The 13,816-nt window shown below is 72.4% G+C and carries 15 protein-coding genes; 12 read left to right on the forward strand and 3 right to left on the reverse strand.

Annotation, left to right across the window (positions count from 1 at the left end; genetic code table 11):
- Positions 1-55 precede the first annotated feature (55 nt).
- A complete protein-coding gene (locus BSB02_RS35730) occupies positions 56-1,225 on the reverse strand; it encodes a thiolase family protein (RefSeq protein ID WP_084965429.1) in 1,170 nt (389 codons plus the stop codon).
- A 75-nt stretch (positions 1,226-1,300) separates the two neighbouring features.
- Here BSB02_RS35730 and BSB02_RS35735 point away from each other — a divergent pair, with 75 nt between their 5' ends.
- On the forward strand, positions 1,301-1,747 hold the full coding sequence (locus BSB02_RS35735; RefSeq protein WP_084965430.1) for a winged helix-turn-helix transcriptional regulator: 447 nt from the start codon (positions 1,301-1,303) through the stop codon (positions 1,745-1,747).
- A gap of 6 nt (positions 1,748-1,753) precedes the next feature.
- Here BSB02_RS35735 and BSB02_RS35740 read toward each other — a convergent pair whose 3' ends face one another.
- Both BSB02_RS35740 and BSB02_RS35745 read right to left on the reverse strand, forming a co-directional pair.
- Positions 1,754-3,181, reverse strand: a complete 1,428-nt coding sequence (locus BSB02_RS35740) for a DUF2079 domain-containing protein (RefSeq protein ID WP_084965431.1) — start codon at positions 3,179-3,181, stop codon at positions 1,754-1,756.
- A 70-nt stretch (positions 3,182-3,251) separates the two neighbouring features.
- Positions 3,252-3,635 (reverse strand): hypothetical protein, encoded by a 384-nt coding sequence (locus BSB02_RS35745; RefSeq protein WP_084965432.1) that lies wholly within the window; start codon positions 3,633-3,635, stop codon positions 3,252-3,254.
- A gap of 114 nt (positions 3,636-3,749) precedes the next feature.
- Here BSB02_RS35745 and BSB02_RS35750 point away from each other — a divergent pair, with 114 nt between their 5' ends.
- From BSB02_RS35750 to BSB02_RS35800, 11 genes are all read left to right on the forward strand, one after another.
- Positions 3,750-5,099, forward strand: a complete 1,350-nt coding sequence (locus BSB02_RS35750; protein WP_084965433.1) for an APC family permease — start codon at positions 3,750-3,752, stop codon at positions 5,097-5,099.
- A 27-nt stretch (positions 5,100-5,126) separates the two neighbouring features.
- The gene (locus tag BSB02_RS35755; protein ID WP_084965434.1) at positions 5,127-6,212 is read left to right on the forward strand and encodes an FAD-dependent oxidoreductase; all 1,086 of its coding nucleotides are present in this window, start codon (positions 5,127-5,129) and stop codon (positions 6,210-6,212) included.
- Positions 6,213-6,308: 96 nt separating this feature from the next.
- Positions 6,309-7,265, forward strand: a complete 957-nt coding sequence (locus BSB02_RS35760) for an anti-sigma factor RsbA family regulatory protein (RefSeq protein WP_084965469.1) — start codon at positions 6,309-6,311, stop codon at positions 7,263-7,265.
- Positions 7,266-7,410: 145 nt separating this feature from the next.
- A complete protein-coding gene (locus tag BSB02_RS35765) occupies positions 7,411-8,040 on the forward strand; it encodes a DUF998 domain-containing protein (RefSeq protein WP_084965435.1) in 630 nt (209 codons plus the stop codon).
- A gap of 1 nt (position 8,041) precedes the next feature.
- Positions 8,042-8,488: a universal stress protein gene (locus BSB02_RS35770; RefSeq protein WP_084965436.1), complete on the forward strand. Its 447-nt coding sequence runs from the start codon at positions 8,042-8,044 to the stop codon at positions 8,486-8,488.
- Positions 8,489-8,522: 34 nt separating this feature from the next.
- Positions 8,523-8,912: a TOBE domain-containing protein gene (locus BSB02_RS35775; RefSeq protein WP_084965437.1), complete on the forward strand. Its 390-nt coding sequence runs from the start codon at positions 8,523-8,525 to the stop codon at positions 8,910-8,912.
- 57 nt (positions 8,913-8,969) lie between these two features.
- Positions 8,970-10,211 carry an APC family permease gene (locus BSB02_RS35780; protein ID WP_276206388.1) on the forward strand — a complete coding sequence of 414 codons (1,242 nt, stop codon included), beginning with the start codon at positions 8,970-8,972 and terminating at the stop codon, positions 10,209-10,211.
- 86 nt (positions 10,212-10,297) lie between these two features.
- Complete coding sequence (locus tag BSB02_RS35785; RefSeq protein ID WP_084965438.1) at positions 10,298-10,810, forward strand: TrmH family RNA methyltransferase; 513 nt, start codon at positions 10,298-10,300, stop codon at positions 10,808-10,810.
- A gap of 148 nt (positions 10,811-10,958) precedes the next feature.
- Positions 10,959-12,359 carry a methionine--tRNA ligase gene (gene metG / locus BSB02_RS35790; RefSeq protein ID WP_084965439.1) on the forward strand — a complete coding sequence of 467 codons (1,401 nt, stop codon included), beginning with the start codon at positions 10,959-10,961 and terminating at the stop codon, positions 12,357-12,359.
- Between the two features lie 59 nt (positions 12,360-12,418).
- A complete protein-coding gene (locus BSB02_RS35795; protein WP_084965440.1) occupies positions 12,419-13,396 on the forward strand; it encodes a phosphotriesterase family protein in 978 nt (325 codons plus the stop codon).
- Between the two features lie 21 nt (positions 13,397-13,417).
- Positions 13,418-13,810, forward strand: coding sequence for an STAS domain-containing protein (locus BSB02_RS35800; protein WP_143591613.1), 393 nt, complete (start codon positions 13,418-13,420; stop codon positions 13,808-13,810).
- The last annotated feature ends 6 nt before the right edge of the window (positions 13,811-13,816 follow it).

Genomic DNA, 13,816 nt, shown 5'->3' on the forward strand with positions numbered 1-13,816 from the left:
CCATTCTGCATAGGTGTGACGGTTGGAATCCCCCGCCTTCAGGCGAGGGAGGATGTCAAACCCGCTCCAGGATGGTGGCGTTGGCCAGGCCGCCCGCCTCGCACATGGTCTGCAGGGCGTAGCGGGCGCCGCGCTGCCGCATGGCGTTGACGAGGGTCGTCATGATCCGCGCCCCGCTCGCGCCCAGCGGGTGGCCGATGGCGATGGCGCCGCCGTTGACGTTGACCTTGGCCGGGTCGGCGCCGGTCTCCTGCAGCCAGGCCAGCACCACGCTGGCGAAGGCCTCGTTGACCTCGAACAGGTCGATGTCCTCCAGGCGCAGCCCGGCGCGGCGCAGCACCTTCTCGGTGGCGGGGATGACACCGGTCAGCATGAGCAGGGGGTCGGAGCCGGTGACGGCGAAGCTGTGCAGGCGGGCCAGCGGGCGCAGCTCCAGCCGGGCCGCCATCTCGCTCGTGGTGATCAGCACGGCCGCCGCGCCGTCGTTGGTGGGGCTGGAGTTGCCGGCGGTGACCGACCACTCGATCTGGGGGAAGCGCTCGGCGTAGCCGGGGTCGGCGAAGGCGGGCCTGAGGGCGGCGAGGGCCTCCATCGTGGTGCCGGGCCGTACGGACTCGTCCCTGTCGTGGGAGCCGACCGGCACCAGCTCGTCGGCGAACAGCCCGGCCTCGTGCGCGGCGGCCGCCTTGGCGTGGGAGGACAGGGCGAAGGCGTCCATCTGCTCGCGGCTGATGGACCACTTGGCGGCGATGAGCTCGGCGCTGATGCCCTGCGGGACCAGGCCCTCGGGAAAGCGGGCGGCGAGGGCGGGGCCGAAGGGGTCGGCGCCGGGCGGGACGTTGGACCACATGGGGACGCGGCTCATGGACTCCACGCCGCAGGCGATCACCAGGTCGTAGGCGCCGGACATGACGCCCTGGGCGGCGAAGTGGACGGCCTGCTGGGAGGAGCCGCACTGGCGGTCCACGGTGACGGCCGGGACGGTCTCGGGGAACCCGGCGGCCAGCCACGCCAGGCGGGTGGTGTTCATGGCCTGCTCGGCGACCTGGTCGACGCAGCCGCCGATCACGTCGTCGACGGCCTGCGGGTCCACGCCGCCGCGCTCGACCAGGGCGCGCAGGGTGTGGGCGAGCAGGTCCACCGGATGGACCGGGTGGAGCGCCCCGGTGGGCTTGCCCTTGCCGGTCGGCGTGCGCACGGCTTCCACGATGACCGCGTCTCGCATCGTGACCTCCAGTCAGTTGGAAAACTGGATGTAGTCTAGCTCTGTGGGTTTGGAAATCCAACGTAGGCTGGGGCCATGGCTCGCCCCTGCTCGATCGCCGAGGCCCTGACCGTGATCGGCGAGAAGTACTCGCTGCTCGTCCTGCGCGAGGTGTTCCTGGGCGTGCGCCGCTTCGAGGCGATGGCACGCAACATCGGCGCGCCCCGCGACATCCTGGCCGCCCGGCTGAAGCGCCTGGTGGAGGCCGGCATCCTGGAGAAGGTCCCCTACAGCGAGCGGCCGCCGCGCTACGAGTACCGGCCCACGAAGGCCGGGCTGGACCTGCAGCCGGTCCTGCACATGCTGCGCCAGTGGGGCGACCGCCACCTGGTGGACCGGCCCGCGATGGTGGTCGAGCACCGGTGTGGCGCGGTCCTGGAGGCGGTCGTGACGTGCGCGCACTGCGGCGAGCCGGTCGAGGCCGGCTCGTGTACGGCCCGCGTCGAGGCCCCCGGCTGGAGCCTCGCCGGGCCGACCGCGTAGGGCCTGTCAGGGCTTGTGGAGCACCACGACGCCGTCGCGCTCGAAGACCTTCCGGTAGCCCTCGGCGAGGAGCTGCTCGACCCGCTGCGCCTGCGCCTCCAGCGAGCCGAACGGGAACTCCCAGCGCTGGGTGTCGGCCACCACCCAGGGTGCGGGGTGGTTGGAGTGCGGCATCCACAGCAGCACCGTGGCGCGGCCGGTGAGCGCGGGCCCGGCGTAGTTGACCGCCTCGACGAGGGCCCCGTCGGGCACCTTGGCGACCGCCTCGCGGGCCGCGGCGACCTTGACCGGGTCGCCCCGGTAGAACTCGCGGTCGTAGAGCTGGTCGAAGGCGAAGCGCGGGACCAGCGTGAGCGCCACGGCCAGCACGCCGGTCGCCCATGCCAGTCGCAGCGCCGGGTCGTTCTCGCGGCCCAGCCACCGCAGCAGCCGGGCCAGGCCGTCGACCCCGGCGCAGAAGAGGATCACCACGGTGAAGGCGTTGTACTGGTAGTCGGCCTGCCACCACGGCTCCCGGTCGCTCAGCATGCGCTCCAGCACGTGCGGCAGGGCCATGAGCGACAGCGGCGACAGCAGGCACAGCAGCAGCGTCGGCCACACCAGCAGGACGATCGTGTCGACCTTCGCCTCGGCGCTGAAGGGCAGCAGCAGCGTGCCGAGGGGGTCCTTGAGCATGGCCACGATCGCGCTCCCGGCGTCGGGGCCGAGGTGGTGGTAGGCCCAGAAGTCCTCCTGGCTGCCGCCCGCGGCCGGGATGAGCACCGAGCGCACCAGGACCGTGTAGGCCAGGCCGACGCCGGTCACGCCGAGCCCCCGCCAGCGGTCGCCGGTGACCAGCAGGTACAGGCCGAAGCCCGCCACCATGAGCCCCATGTCCTCCTTGACCAGGAGGAGACCCACCATCGCCGCATATGTCGGTATATATCGCCCGGCGTGGTAGCGCTCGATCATGATCGCCGTCAGCACGGGGACGAACATCACCTCGTGCGCGTCGAAGTTGACCGCCTGGGCGACCGGCCACGACAGCGCGTAGGCCACCGAGACGAGGTAGGCGGGAGCCGTACCGAGGACCCTGCGGGTGTACATCCACAGGAACGGGATCGCGGCGGCGAACAGCAGTGCCTGGGCGACGATGAGCGAGGCCGGGCCGTCGTGGATCCAGTAGAACGGCGCGAGCAGCGCGTAGATGGGGGAGAAGTGGTCGGCGACCTGGAGGTAGTCCAGCCCCCTGTTGTGCCAGACGCCGATGGAGGGGGCGTGGGGGGCGCTGAACCTGGCGTAGTTGCGCACCGCCTGGTCGACGATGACCAGGTCGAAGGTCGTGGCGCGGAACGTCGCGAGCTTGACCAGACCCAGCAGGGAGTACAGCGCCGCGGCCAGCAGGGCGGTCAGGCCGACCCAGAGGCGGTGCGGGGCGGCTCCGGTCGTCGTCACGGAGATCAAGCGTAGGCGACCGCCGCACCCGGCTGCCCCCCCGACAGCCGGTGCGGCGGTCGCCTGGTCATCAGCTGCAGGCGCTAATGATCTTGGTCTGGAAGCTCTGCACCTTGGCCATGGCGTCGTTCATGCCGCTGGGGTTCGCGGCGTCGACCTTCATGCCGTCCATGGCGCCGGCCAGGTCGTTCACCGCGGCGGCGAGCTCCCCGTCGTGCTTGGCGGCCAGGGCCCTGAGCTTGTCGGCGGCCTCCTTGCCGCTCTTCTCCATGGCCTCGGCGGCCTTCTGCGGGTCGCTCATCGAGGCGGTCAGCGAGGTGCTGTAGGCGGACATGATCTCGGTGACCTCTTTGCTGACCGCGTTGCAGTCGACGGCCTGGCCGAAGGCTCCGCACCCGGTGGTGAGGCCGGCGAGAACGAGGGCGGCGGCCGCGAGGCCGATCTTGATCTTCATTGGGGGTGAGTCCTTCTTCACGAGATTTGCGATGAAGGGACATTATTGACCATCACTTGATCCACGCTTTCACTTCACCAACATCGGCATGGCGATCCTGGGTACGACAAGGACATGGTCCAGGGTCAGACGCAACAGCCGTCGTTGAAGCGCGTCATCGGCCGCAAGGTGCTCCTGCTCTTCGTGGTCGGCGACATCCTCGGGGCGGGCATCTACGCGCTGGTCGGCAAGGTCGCGGGGCACGTCGGCGGCGCTTTGTGGCTGCCGTTCCTCGTGGCGTTCGTGCTGGCGGCGCTCACCGCCACCTCCTACGCCGAGCTCGTCGGCAAGTACCCGCACGCGGCGGGCGCGGCGCTGTACACCAACAAGGCATTCAAGATCCCGTTCGTCACGTTCCTGGTGGCGTTCACCGTGATGATGAGCGGCATCACCTCGGCGAGCGCGGCGGCCCGCGCCTTCGGCGGACGCTACCTGGCCGAGTTCGTGACGCTGCCCGTGGTGGTGGGCGCGTTCATCTTCCTGGCGCTCGTCACGATCGTGAACTTCATCGGCATCTCGGAGTCGGTGAAGGTCAACGTCGCGCTGACCCTCATCGAGGCGTTCGGCCTGCTGGTGATCGTCGCGATCGGCCTCTACGCGCTGTTCACCGGCGACGGCGAGCCGGGCAGGGCGCTGGAGTTCCATCCGGCCACCGGCGCGGTGCTCGGCGTGCTGGGCGGCACGGCCCTGGCCTTCTACGCGCTGCTGGGCTTCGAGGACTCGGTCAACCTCGCCGAGGAGGCCAAAGACCCGCAGCGCGACTTCCCGCGGGCCCTCTTCGGCGGCCTCATCGTGGCCTCCCTCATCTACATGGCCGTGGCCTTCACCGCCACCATGCTGGTCGACACCCAGACCCTCATGGCCTCCTCCGGCCCGCTGCTGGAGGTCGTCAAGGTCGCGGGCCTGGCCTTCCCGCCCAAGCTGTTCGCCGCCATAGCGCTGCTGGCCGTCGGCAACACCGCCCTGATCAACATGATCATGGCGTCCCGGCTGGTGTACGGCATGGCGCGGCAGCGCATCATCCCGCCGGTCTTCGGCGTCGTGCACCCCACCCGGGCCACGCCGTGGGTGTCCATCGTCTTCACGGTGGCCATCGCGGCCGTCCTGGTCGTCACCGCGGCCGACATCACCCCGCTGGCCGACACCACCGTGCTGCTGCTCCTGCTGGTGTTCTCCCTGGTGAACGTCTGCGTGCTGGTGCTGCGCAGGGAGCGCGTCGAGCACGACCACTACCGGGCGCCGACCTGGGCGCCCGCCCTCGGCGCGGTGGTCTGCCTGTTCCTCGCCCTGCCGGTCACCGGCCGCTCGGGGGAGGTCTACCTGCGCGCGGCCATCCTGGTGGGCATCGGCGTGGCGCTGTGGGTGGTCAACCGGCTCATCGTCGGCAAGGTGACGGAGATCGACCCGGCGAAGATCACCGATTAGGCGCGAGGCGGTGGCGTAGCAGAGACCGTGAGCGTCAGGAAGGCCGGCGTCCTCGTCGCGGGCGCGGGCATCGCCGGGCTCGCCGTGGCGCGGGCGCTGCCGGGCCGCGACGTGCGGGTCTTCGAGGAGGCTCCTGAGCCGCGCACCTCCGGAGGGTCGGTGACGCTGTGGCCGGCGGGCGTGGCCATCCTGCGCGAGCTCGGCGTGGACCCCGCGGCCTCGGGCCGCCGCCTGACCGCCATGAGCTCCTACGGCGCGCGGGGCCGCAAGCTGTTCCGCATCGACCTGCGGCGGGCCGAGCGGGCCTACGGCCACCCGTCGGTGCACGTCGCCCGCAGCGAGCTGATCGAGCAGCTCACCGACGGCCTGCGGGTCGAGTACGGCGCGGCCGTCTCGGCCGTGGAGCCGGACCGGGCGCGGCTGCGGCTGGCCGACGGCCGCGCCGTGGACGGCGACGTGCTGGTGGGCGCGGACGGCCGCCGGTCCGTGGTGCGCGACGCCGTCTGGGGCGACGACCCGGCCCGGCTCAGCGGCTGGGTGACCTGGCAGGGCTACGTCGAGGGGGCCGACGGGGAGGAGGTCACGCTGATCGTCGGCCCGGAGGGGCTGTGCGGCCTGGCGCCCGCCGGCCGGGACCGGCTGCTGTGGTGGTTCGACGTCCGCTCGGCGCCGGGCGAGCCGCTCTGGGCCGGCGACCCCGACCCGGTCGGCGCCATCAGGGAGCGCTTCGCCGGGTACGCCGGCCCGGTCCCCGGCGTCCTCGCGGCGCTGGAGGAGGCCGAGTTCTTCCCCCACTACCGGCACGCCGTCCCCGGCGTGTGGGGCAGGGGGCCGACGACGCTGGCCGGGGACGCCGCGCACAGCATGCCGCCGGCCATGGCCCAGGGCGCCAACCAGGCCCTCGAGGACGCCTGGGCGCTCGCCCGGTCGCTGGAGGACCTGCGCTCCTACGAGCGGGCGCGGGCCCGCGTCGTCCGCAGGCCCGCCAGGCTGGCCGCGACGGAGCTCACCGGCCGGCTGCGGCTGCCCGCGCCCGACGCCCTCGTCACCGGCTGCTACGTGCGGTGGCTGCGGTACGCCAGCAGCTACCTGGCGGCGGCGCGCCAGCGCTGAGAGGCGGCCTCCGGGCCCCGGGTAAGTGCGCAGGTCAGGCCGGTTCACGAAGGACTGTCTCCCCCACCGGGGGGCAGGAGGGGTAACGTGGCGCTGATGATGGCCGAGCCGTTCGTGCATCCCGCGCTCTACTACAGGGGTGAGCGGGAGTACGCGGTTGCCACGACCGCGTTCATCCGCGAGGGGCTCGAGGCGGGGGAGCCGGTCGCGGTGGCGGTCCCGCGGCCCAACCTCAAGCTGATCCAGGCCGAGCTCGGCCCCGACGCCGAGCGCGTGCGGATGCTGGACATGTGGCAGGCCGGGCGCAACCCCGGGCGCATCATCCCGGCCGTGCTGCGCGACTTCGCCGACCGCCACCCCGGCAGGCGGGTGCGCATCATCGGCGAGCCCATCTGGCCCGGCCGCACCGCCGCCGAGCTGCCGGCCTGCGGGCAGCACGAGGCGCTGATCAACCTCGCCTTCGCCGGCCGCCAGGTGACCATCCTGTGCCCCTACGACGCCGACGGGCTCGATCCGGCCGTGCTGGAGGAGTCCGAGCGCACCCATCCCGAGCTGTGGGGGCGCGAGCGGACCGCGGGCTACGCGCCGCTGACCGTCGTCGACGGCCACAACCGCCCCCTTCCCGAGCCCGAGCGGGCCGACATGCTCCGCTTCGACCGATCCAACCTGGCCGACGCCCGCGAGCTGGCCGCCGGGCGGGCCGACAGGCTGGGGTTCGAGCGGACCAGGATCGACGACATCCGCCTGGTCATCGCCGAGCTGGGGGCCAACAGCCTCGACCACGGCGGCGGCTCAGGCACGCTGCGGGTGTGGGTCGAGGAGGACCGGCTGGTGTGCGAGGTGGCCGACAGCGGGCACATCACCGACCCGCTCGCCGGACGCCGGCCCGTCGACCCCCGCAAGGCCGGCTCGCGGGGGCTGCTGATCGTCAACCTGCTCAGCGACCTGGTCAGGATCCACACCCGCGAGGGGCTGACCGTGGTGCGGACCTACTTCGACGTGCCGGTGACAGACGTGCCGGTCATGGATGCGCAGGCATCGGGGGAACCCTGACCGACCCTGAGGGGGACAGCCCTACCAGGGTCGTCGTCTTCGCAGGTCAGGCCGGATGGCCGTCCGAAGGTCGTAAGGGATTCATAAGGCAGGATCAGGGACGATCTCCGATGTCCCGAGGTCGCCGGTTGGCGACCTTTGAGGCATGAAGGGATTGCTCGCCAGTGGGTTCGCCGCCATCGGCACCGGGACAGGCGCCATGCTCACGCTCCACACCGGCGCGGGGCTGGACCCGGTGCACACCTTGATCAGCGAGTACGCCTTCCACTCCATCGGCTGGCTGCTGCCCACCTCGCTCACCCTGTTCGCCGTCGGATCGGCGCTCATCGCCGCGGCGCTGGCGCGCGGCGGCGCCGACCGCAGGGTGGTGCTGCTGGTCGCGGCGTGGGGGGCGTGCATGTTCCTGATCGGCGCCTTCCCGACCGACCGGCCCGGCGTGCCGCTGTCGCTGTCGGGCGGCATCCACCGCTACGCCGCCTTCGCCGCGTTCCTCGCCATGCCGGTCGCCGGGCTGCTGCTCGCCCGCGCCCGTACCCGCTTCGCCAGGGGCCTGAAGGTGCTCAGCCTGGCCGCCCTGGCCGCCCTGCTGCTGGTGGTCGTGCCGTACGTGGTCAGGATGGCAGGCGTGCCGCTCAGCAACGCCGACATCCCGGCGGGCGTGACCCAGCGCGTGGTCGTCGTGACCGAGCTCGGGCTGCTGGCCCTGGTCGGCCTGTCCATGCTGCGCGTTCCCCGGTCGCGGGTGGCCCGCCGTACCGCCTGGGTAGAGGCGTGACATGACGATACTGATCGCTTACGACGGGTCCGACGACGCCAAGGCCGCCATCGGCTTCGCGGGCGGCCTGGCCAAGGGGCAGCGTGCCGTGGTGCTGACCGTGGGCGAGCGGCCCGCCCCCTCCGCGATGCTGGCCCCGGCGGGCCTGATGGTGCCGGTCGACACCACGGCCCAGGACGAGGCGGTACGGCAGGCGCTGACCCGGCTCGCCGAGCAGGGCGCCGAGCTGGCCAGGCAGGCCGGGCTGGAGGCGACCGCCCGCTACGAGGACAGCGTGTCCGCCGTGTGGTCGACCATCGTGGACGTCGCCGACGAGCTGGACGCCACGCTGATCGTGACCGGGACGCGCGGCCTGGGCGGCGTCCGGTCGCTGCTGCTGGGCAGCACCTCCGACCGGGTGCTGCACCACGCCAGGCGGCCGGTGCTCGTCGTGCCCGCTCCGGAGTGAGCCCGCCCGCCCGGGCGTGTGCGAGGATGACGCGGTGACCGAGTTCCGCATCGGCGAGGCCGCCTCCCTGCTGGGCGTGAGCCCCGACACGGTGCGCAGGTGGATCGACGCCGGGCGGCTGAGCGCCGGGCGCGACGAGCACGGCCACCGCGTCATCCCGGGCAAGGACCTGGCCGCCTTCGCCAGATCCCAGGTGGACACCGAGACCGGGTGGGGCCTGTCCTCGGCGCGCAACCGCTTCCGCGGCATCGTCACCGACGTGGTCAAGGACACCGTGATGGCGCAGGTCGAGATCGCCGCCGGGCCGTTCCGCGTGGTGTCGCTCATGAGCCGGCAGGCCTGCGACGAGCTGGGCCTGGAGCCAGGTGTCGTCGCCGTGGCCGTGGTGAAGTCCACCAACGTGGTGGTCGAGCTCGCCGGGTGATCGTTCACCCGGACGTCACCCGGGTGCGGCACAGTGGCGGCTGTCCGGAGTCCGGCGGTGAGGGGGGGAGCGGTGGCGGGCACGCTGGCCAGAAGGCTGGGAACGGGCGACGCGGTCTTCGTCGGGCTGTCGGCGATGATCGGGGCGGGCGTCTTCGCGGCCTACGGCCCGGCGGCCCGGTCGGCGGGGCCGTGGCTGCTCGCCTCGCTGGCGCTGGCCGCCGTGGTCGCCTACTGCAACGCGACCTCGTCCGCGCGGCTGGCGGCCCTGTATCCGGAGTCCGGCGGCACCTACGTGTACGGCACGCGGCGGCTGGGGCACTTCTGGGGGTATCTGGCGGGGTGGGGCTTCGTCGTCGGCAAGACGGCCTCGTGCGCGGCGATGGCGCTGACGTTCGGCGCCTACGTCGCACCGGAGCTGGCGCGGCCCCTCGCGGCCGGGGCCGTCGTCGCGCTCACGGCGCTCAACCTGCTCGGCGTCCAGCGCTCCGCCCTGGCGGCCCGCGTCATGGTGGTCTTCGTGCTGGCCGTCCTGGCGACCGTCGTGGCCGCCGCCGTCCTGAACCCCGGGCTCGAACCTGGGCTCCGGTACTCCGGCGGCGAGGTGGACGCCTGGGGCGTGCTCCAGGGCGCGGGCCTGCTGTTCTTCGCCTTCGCCGGCTACGCCCGCGTGGCCACCATGGGCGAGGAGGTGCGCGACCCCGCGCGGACCATCCCCCGGGCCATCACCATCGCCCTGTTCGTCACCCTGGCCGTCTACGCCCTCGTCGGCTACAGCGCGCTGACCGTCCTGGGCCCGCACCGCCTGGGGGCCTCGCAGGTCCCCCTCGCCGACCTCGCCCGCGAGACCGGGATCGGCTGGCTGCCGCTCCTGGTCACCGCCGGGGCGGCCGTCGCCTCCCTGGGCGCGCTGCTCGCGCTGATCCTCGGCGTCTCCCGCACCGTGCTGGCCATGGCCCGCCGCCGCGACCTGCCGGCCGTCCTCGACGCCGTCCACCCCGTCCGCAAGGTCCCGCATCGCGCCGAACTGGCCGTCGCCCTGGCCGTCGTCGCCCTCGTCCTGCTCGCCGACCTGCGCGGTGCGATCGGCTTCTCCTCCTTCGGCGTCCTGCTGTACTACGCGGTGGCCAACGCCTCGGCCTTCACGCTCACCCGCGAGGAGGGCGCCCCCGCCAAGGCCGTCCCGGTGCTCGGCGTCGTCCTGTGCGTCGGCCTGGCCTTCACCCTCCCTGTCGCCTCGGTGCTGGCCGGGCTGGCCGTCTTCGCCGTGGGCGTCCTGGCGTGGCTGCTCAAGCGCTAGCATGGAGATCTCCCCGTCGATGGTCCGGGCGCACCGCCAAGCGCCCTTCGCATGAAGACTCCAGCGGAAGGAATCCGCCCCCGCGCATGAGCGGGATCAGCGTCCGCACCCGCCGAGACCTGCGTGCCCAGCGGCGCCGCCGCCCGCCCTCCTGCCTCGGCCACCTCATCGCCGCACCCCTGTGGCCCATGCACGGCGCCAACCTCGGCACGCTGCTGCGCACCTGCGACGCCGTGGGCGCGTGCCTGGCCGTACCCCGGCTGCCCTGGGTGCCGGAGGCGCTGGCCAAGGGCAACACGCTGCGGCACCGGGCCTGCGTCCACTGGGTCCGGCCGCTGCCCTGGCTCGCCGAGTGCCGCGAGCGAGGCCACCACGTCCTCGGCGTCGAGCTGGCCGAGGAGGCGGTACGGCTGGCCGGCCTGCCCATGGCGCGGCGGCCGACGGTCGTGGTGCTCGGCCACGAGGCGCACGGCATCCCGGCCGAGGCGCTCGACCTGCTCGACGCCGCCGTGGAGATCCCCATGATCGGCACCGGGGCCAGCCTCAACGTCGCCGTCGCCGGCTCGCTCGTGCTGTACAAGCTCGCCGGCTTCGCCTGAGGCGCTATCCTTGATCCCATGACGACGGCCCAGAAGACCCACCTGGTGATGATGGCCCCGTAGGGGCCCTTCGCCGTCGTCGTCGAGCACAAGAGGCCCTGCGAGCCGGGGCCTCTCCTCGTGCGCGGGGCCCCGTGGGAGGCACCCGATGTACATCACCACGACCATCCCCTACGTCAACGCGCGCCCGCACCTCGGCTTCGCCCTGGAGATCGTCCAGGCCGACGTCCTGGCCCGGCACCACCGGCGGCGCGGCGAGCCGGTGCGCTTCCAGACCGGCACCGACGACAACTCCCTCAAGAACGTCCTGGCCGCCGAGGCCGCCGGGATCGGTGTCCGCGAGCTGGTCGACCGCAACGCCCGGGCCTTCGAGGACCTGCGCGGCGTGCTCGACCTCAGCTTCGACTCCTTCATCAGGACCAGCGCCGACCCGCGCCACCGCGAGGGCGTCCACCGCCTCTGGAAGGCCACCGAGCACGACCTGTACACCAGGCACTACGAGGGCCTGTACTGCGTGGGCTGCGAGCAGTTCTACCCCGCCGGGCCCTGCCCCGACGGGCACGAGGCGCCGCTCCAGCACGTCTCGGAGCGCAACTGGTTCTTCCGGCTCTCCCGCTACCGGGACGCCCTGCTGGACCTCGTCGAGACCGGCAAGCTGCGGATCGAGCCGGCCGTGCGGCGCAACGAGGTGCTGGCCTTCCTGCGGTCCGGGATCGAGGACATCAGCATCTCGCGCAGCGCCGAACGCGCACGCGGCTGGGGCATCCCGGTACCCGGCGACCCGTCCCAGGTGATCTACGTCTGGTGGGACGCCCTGGCCAACTACGTGACCGGCCTGGAGGACTACGAGCGGTGGTGGGTGCGCGAGCCGCGCAAGACGCACCTGGTCGGCAAGGGCGTCATCCGCTTCCACGCCGTCTACTGGCCCGCGCTGCTGCTGTCGGCGGGCCTGCCGCTGCCCACCGAGATCGTCGTGCACGACTACCTGACGATCGGCGGGCGCAAGATCAGCAAGTCGGGCGGGGCGAGCGCGGATCCGGCGGCCCTGGTCGCCGCCCACGGCTCCGACGCGGTCCGCTGGTGGCTGCTGCGGGAGCCGCCGAAGGTGGGAGATGTGGACTTCACCGAGGAACGGCTGATCGCCCGGCACGACGAGGACCTGGCCAACGGCGTCGGCAACCTGGTCAACCGCGTCGTCACGCTGGTGCGCCGCCGTCTGGACGGCCTGGTCCCCGAGCCGGGGGAGACGCTGCCCGCCTGCGCGGAGGCCGGGGAGCGGGTCCACGAGGCGCTGGAGGACTTCGACTTCCGGCGCGCCACGGCGGCGGTGTGGGCGATCGTGACCGAGGCCAACGCCTTCGCCGAGCGCGCCCAGCCGTGGAAGCAGCCCGACCCCTCGGCCTCGCTCGGCACGCTCGTCGCGGCCTGCCGTACGCTCGCCGTCCAGCTCGAACCCTTCCTGCCGCGTGCGGCGGCGCGCGTGCACGCGCAGGTGGACGGGGTACGGCTGCCGCGCCCCGAGTCGCTGTTTCCGCGCCTGGGGCGTTGACTCGGCCGGTACGGCGGGCCTACCGTACGCCAAACCGACCAGCCGGTATGGAGGCCAGCATGCCGACCGTCAACACCGTCCGCGGACCCGTCGACGTCGACGCCCTGGGACAGACGCTCATGCACGAGCACGTCTTCGTCCTGGCGACCGAGCACCTGGACAACTACGGCAAGGGCGCGTGGTGGGACGAGGAGGCCCGGGTCGCCGACGCCGTCGAGAAGCTGAGGGCGCTCGCCGCCAAGGGCGTGACGACGATCGCCGACCCGACGGTCTGGGGCCTGGGCCGGTACATCCCGCGCATCCAGCGGATCAACGAGCAGGTGCCGGAGCTGAACATCATCCCGGCCACCGGCCTGTACAGCTACGACGAGGTCCCGCACCAGTACGAGCATCGCGGGCCCGGGCTGCTGGTCGACATGCCCGAGCCGATGGTCGACGACTTCGTGCGCGACCTGACCGAAGGCATCGCCGACACCGGGGTCAAGGCCGCCTTCCTCAAGTGCGTGGTCGAGCAGAAGGGCCTGACCCCGGGCGTCGAGCGGATCTGCCGCGCCGTCGCCCAGGCCCACCTGCGCACCGGCGCGCCCATCACCGTCCACACCAACTCCTTCACCCAGAGCGGCCTGCTCGCCCTGGACTTCTTCGCAAAGGAGGGCGTCGACCTCACCAAGGTCGTCGTGGGCCACGCGGGCGACTCCAACGACCTGGACTACCTCATGCGGATGGCCGACACCGGCGCGATCCTCGGCATGGACCGCTTCGGGCTCGACCTGTACAACCCCACGCCGCAGCGGGTGGCGACGATCGCGGCGCTGTGCGAGCGCGGCTACGCCGACCGGATCGTGCTGAGCCACGACGCCGCCTGCTTCATGGACTACTTCGGCGGAGCGTGGGAGGAGACCCGCCAGACGGCCGCACCCAACTGGCGCTACGATCACATACACGACGACGTGCTCCCCGCACTGCGCGCCTCGGGTGTGAGCGACGAGCAGATCGACCAGATGCTGGTGGTCACTCCGAGGCGATACTTCTCGTAGCCGTCGGGCCTGGAGGAGTCCGTGACCTCGGAACAACAGACCATGTCGATCAGCCTCGGGCTCCAGGGGCCCTGCATAGTGGCCCGCCTGTCTGGAGACTTCGACTTCGCCTCCTCCGCCGAGGTGCGCGAGCGGGTCACCAAGGCGCTCGACCTCAGCCAGCCGCCCATGCTGGTGGTCGACCTGCAGGCGGTCGAGGTCTGCGACTCCTCCGGGCTGTCGGTGCTGGTCTACCTGCACAAGGCGGTCACCGCCTCGGGCGGGCGCATGCTGCTGTCGGGGCTGCAGGGCCGGGTCAAGCACCTGTTCGAGATCACCTCGCTGGACCGCTTCTTCGACATCCGCCCCACCGCCGAGCTGGCCATCGCCGAACTCGGCGATCCCCAGGAGCATTCGCCGCCGCCTGCGGGGTAGACGCGA

The organism is Thermoactinospora rubra, from assembly GCF_002093975.1.
Classification (GTDB): Bacteria; Actinomycetota; Actinomycetes; order Streptosporangiales; family Streptosporangiaceae; genus Nonomuraea; species Nonomuraea rubra_A.

Coding starts and splice junctions, on each gene's coding strand:
- BSB02_RS35730 (WP_084965429.1), bottom strand. CDS start 1,225: ATGCGAGACGCGGTCATCGTGGAAGCCGTGCGCACGCCGACCGGCAAG.
- BSB02_RS35750 (WP_084965433.1), top strand. CDS start 3,750: ATGGTCCAGGGTCAGACGCAACAGCCGTCGTTGAAGCGCGTCATCGGC.
- metG (WP_084965439.1), top strand. CDS start 10,959: ATGTACATCACCACGACCATCCCCTACGTCAACGCGCGCCCGCACCTC.
- BSB02_RS35770 (WP_084965436.1), top strand. CDS start 8,042: ATGACGATACTGATCGCTTACGACGGGTCCGACGACGCCAAGGCCGCC.
- BSB02_RS35735 (WP_084965430.1), top strand. CDS start 1,301: ATGGCTCGCCCCTGCTCGATCGCCGAGGCCCTGACCGTGATCGGCGAG.
- BSB02_RS35765 (WP_084965435.1), top strand. CDS start 7,411: ATGAAGGGATTGCTCGCCAGTGGGTTCGCCGCCATCGGCACCGGGACA.
- BSB02_RS35760 (WP_084965469.1), top strand. CDS start 6,309: ATGATGGCCGAGCCGTTCGTGCATCCCGCGCTCTACTACAGGGGTGAG.
- BSB02_RS35785 (WP_084965438.1), top strand. CDS start 10,298: ATGAGCGGGATCAGCGTCCGCACCCGCCGAGACCTGCGTGCCCAGCGG.
- BSB02_RS35795 (WP_084965440.1), top strand. CDS start 12,419: ATGCCGACCGTCAACACCGTCCGCGGACCCGTCGACGTCGACGCCCTG.
- BSB02_RS35745 (WP_084965432.1), bottom strand. CDS start 3,635: ATGAAGATCAAGATCGGCCTCGCGGCCGCCGCCCTCGTTCTCGCCGGC.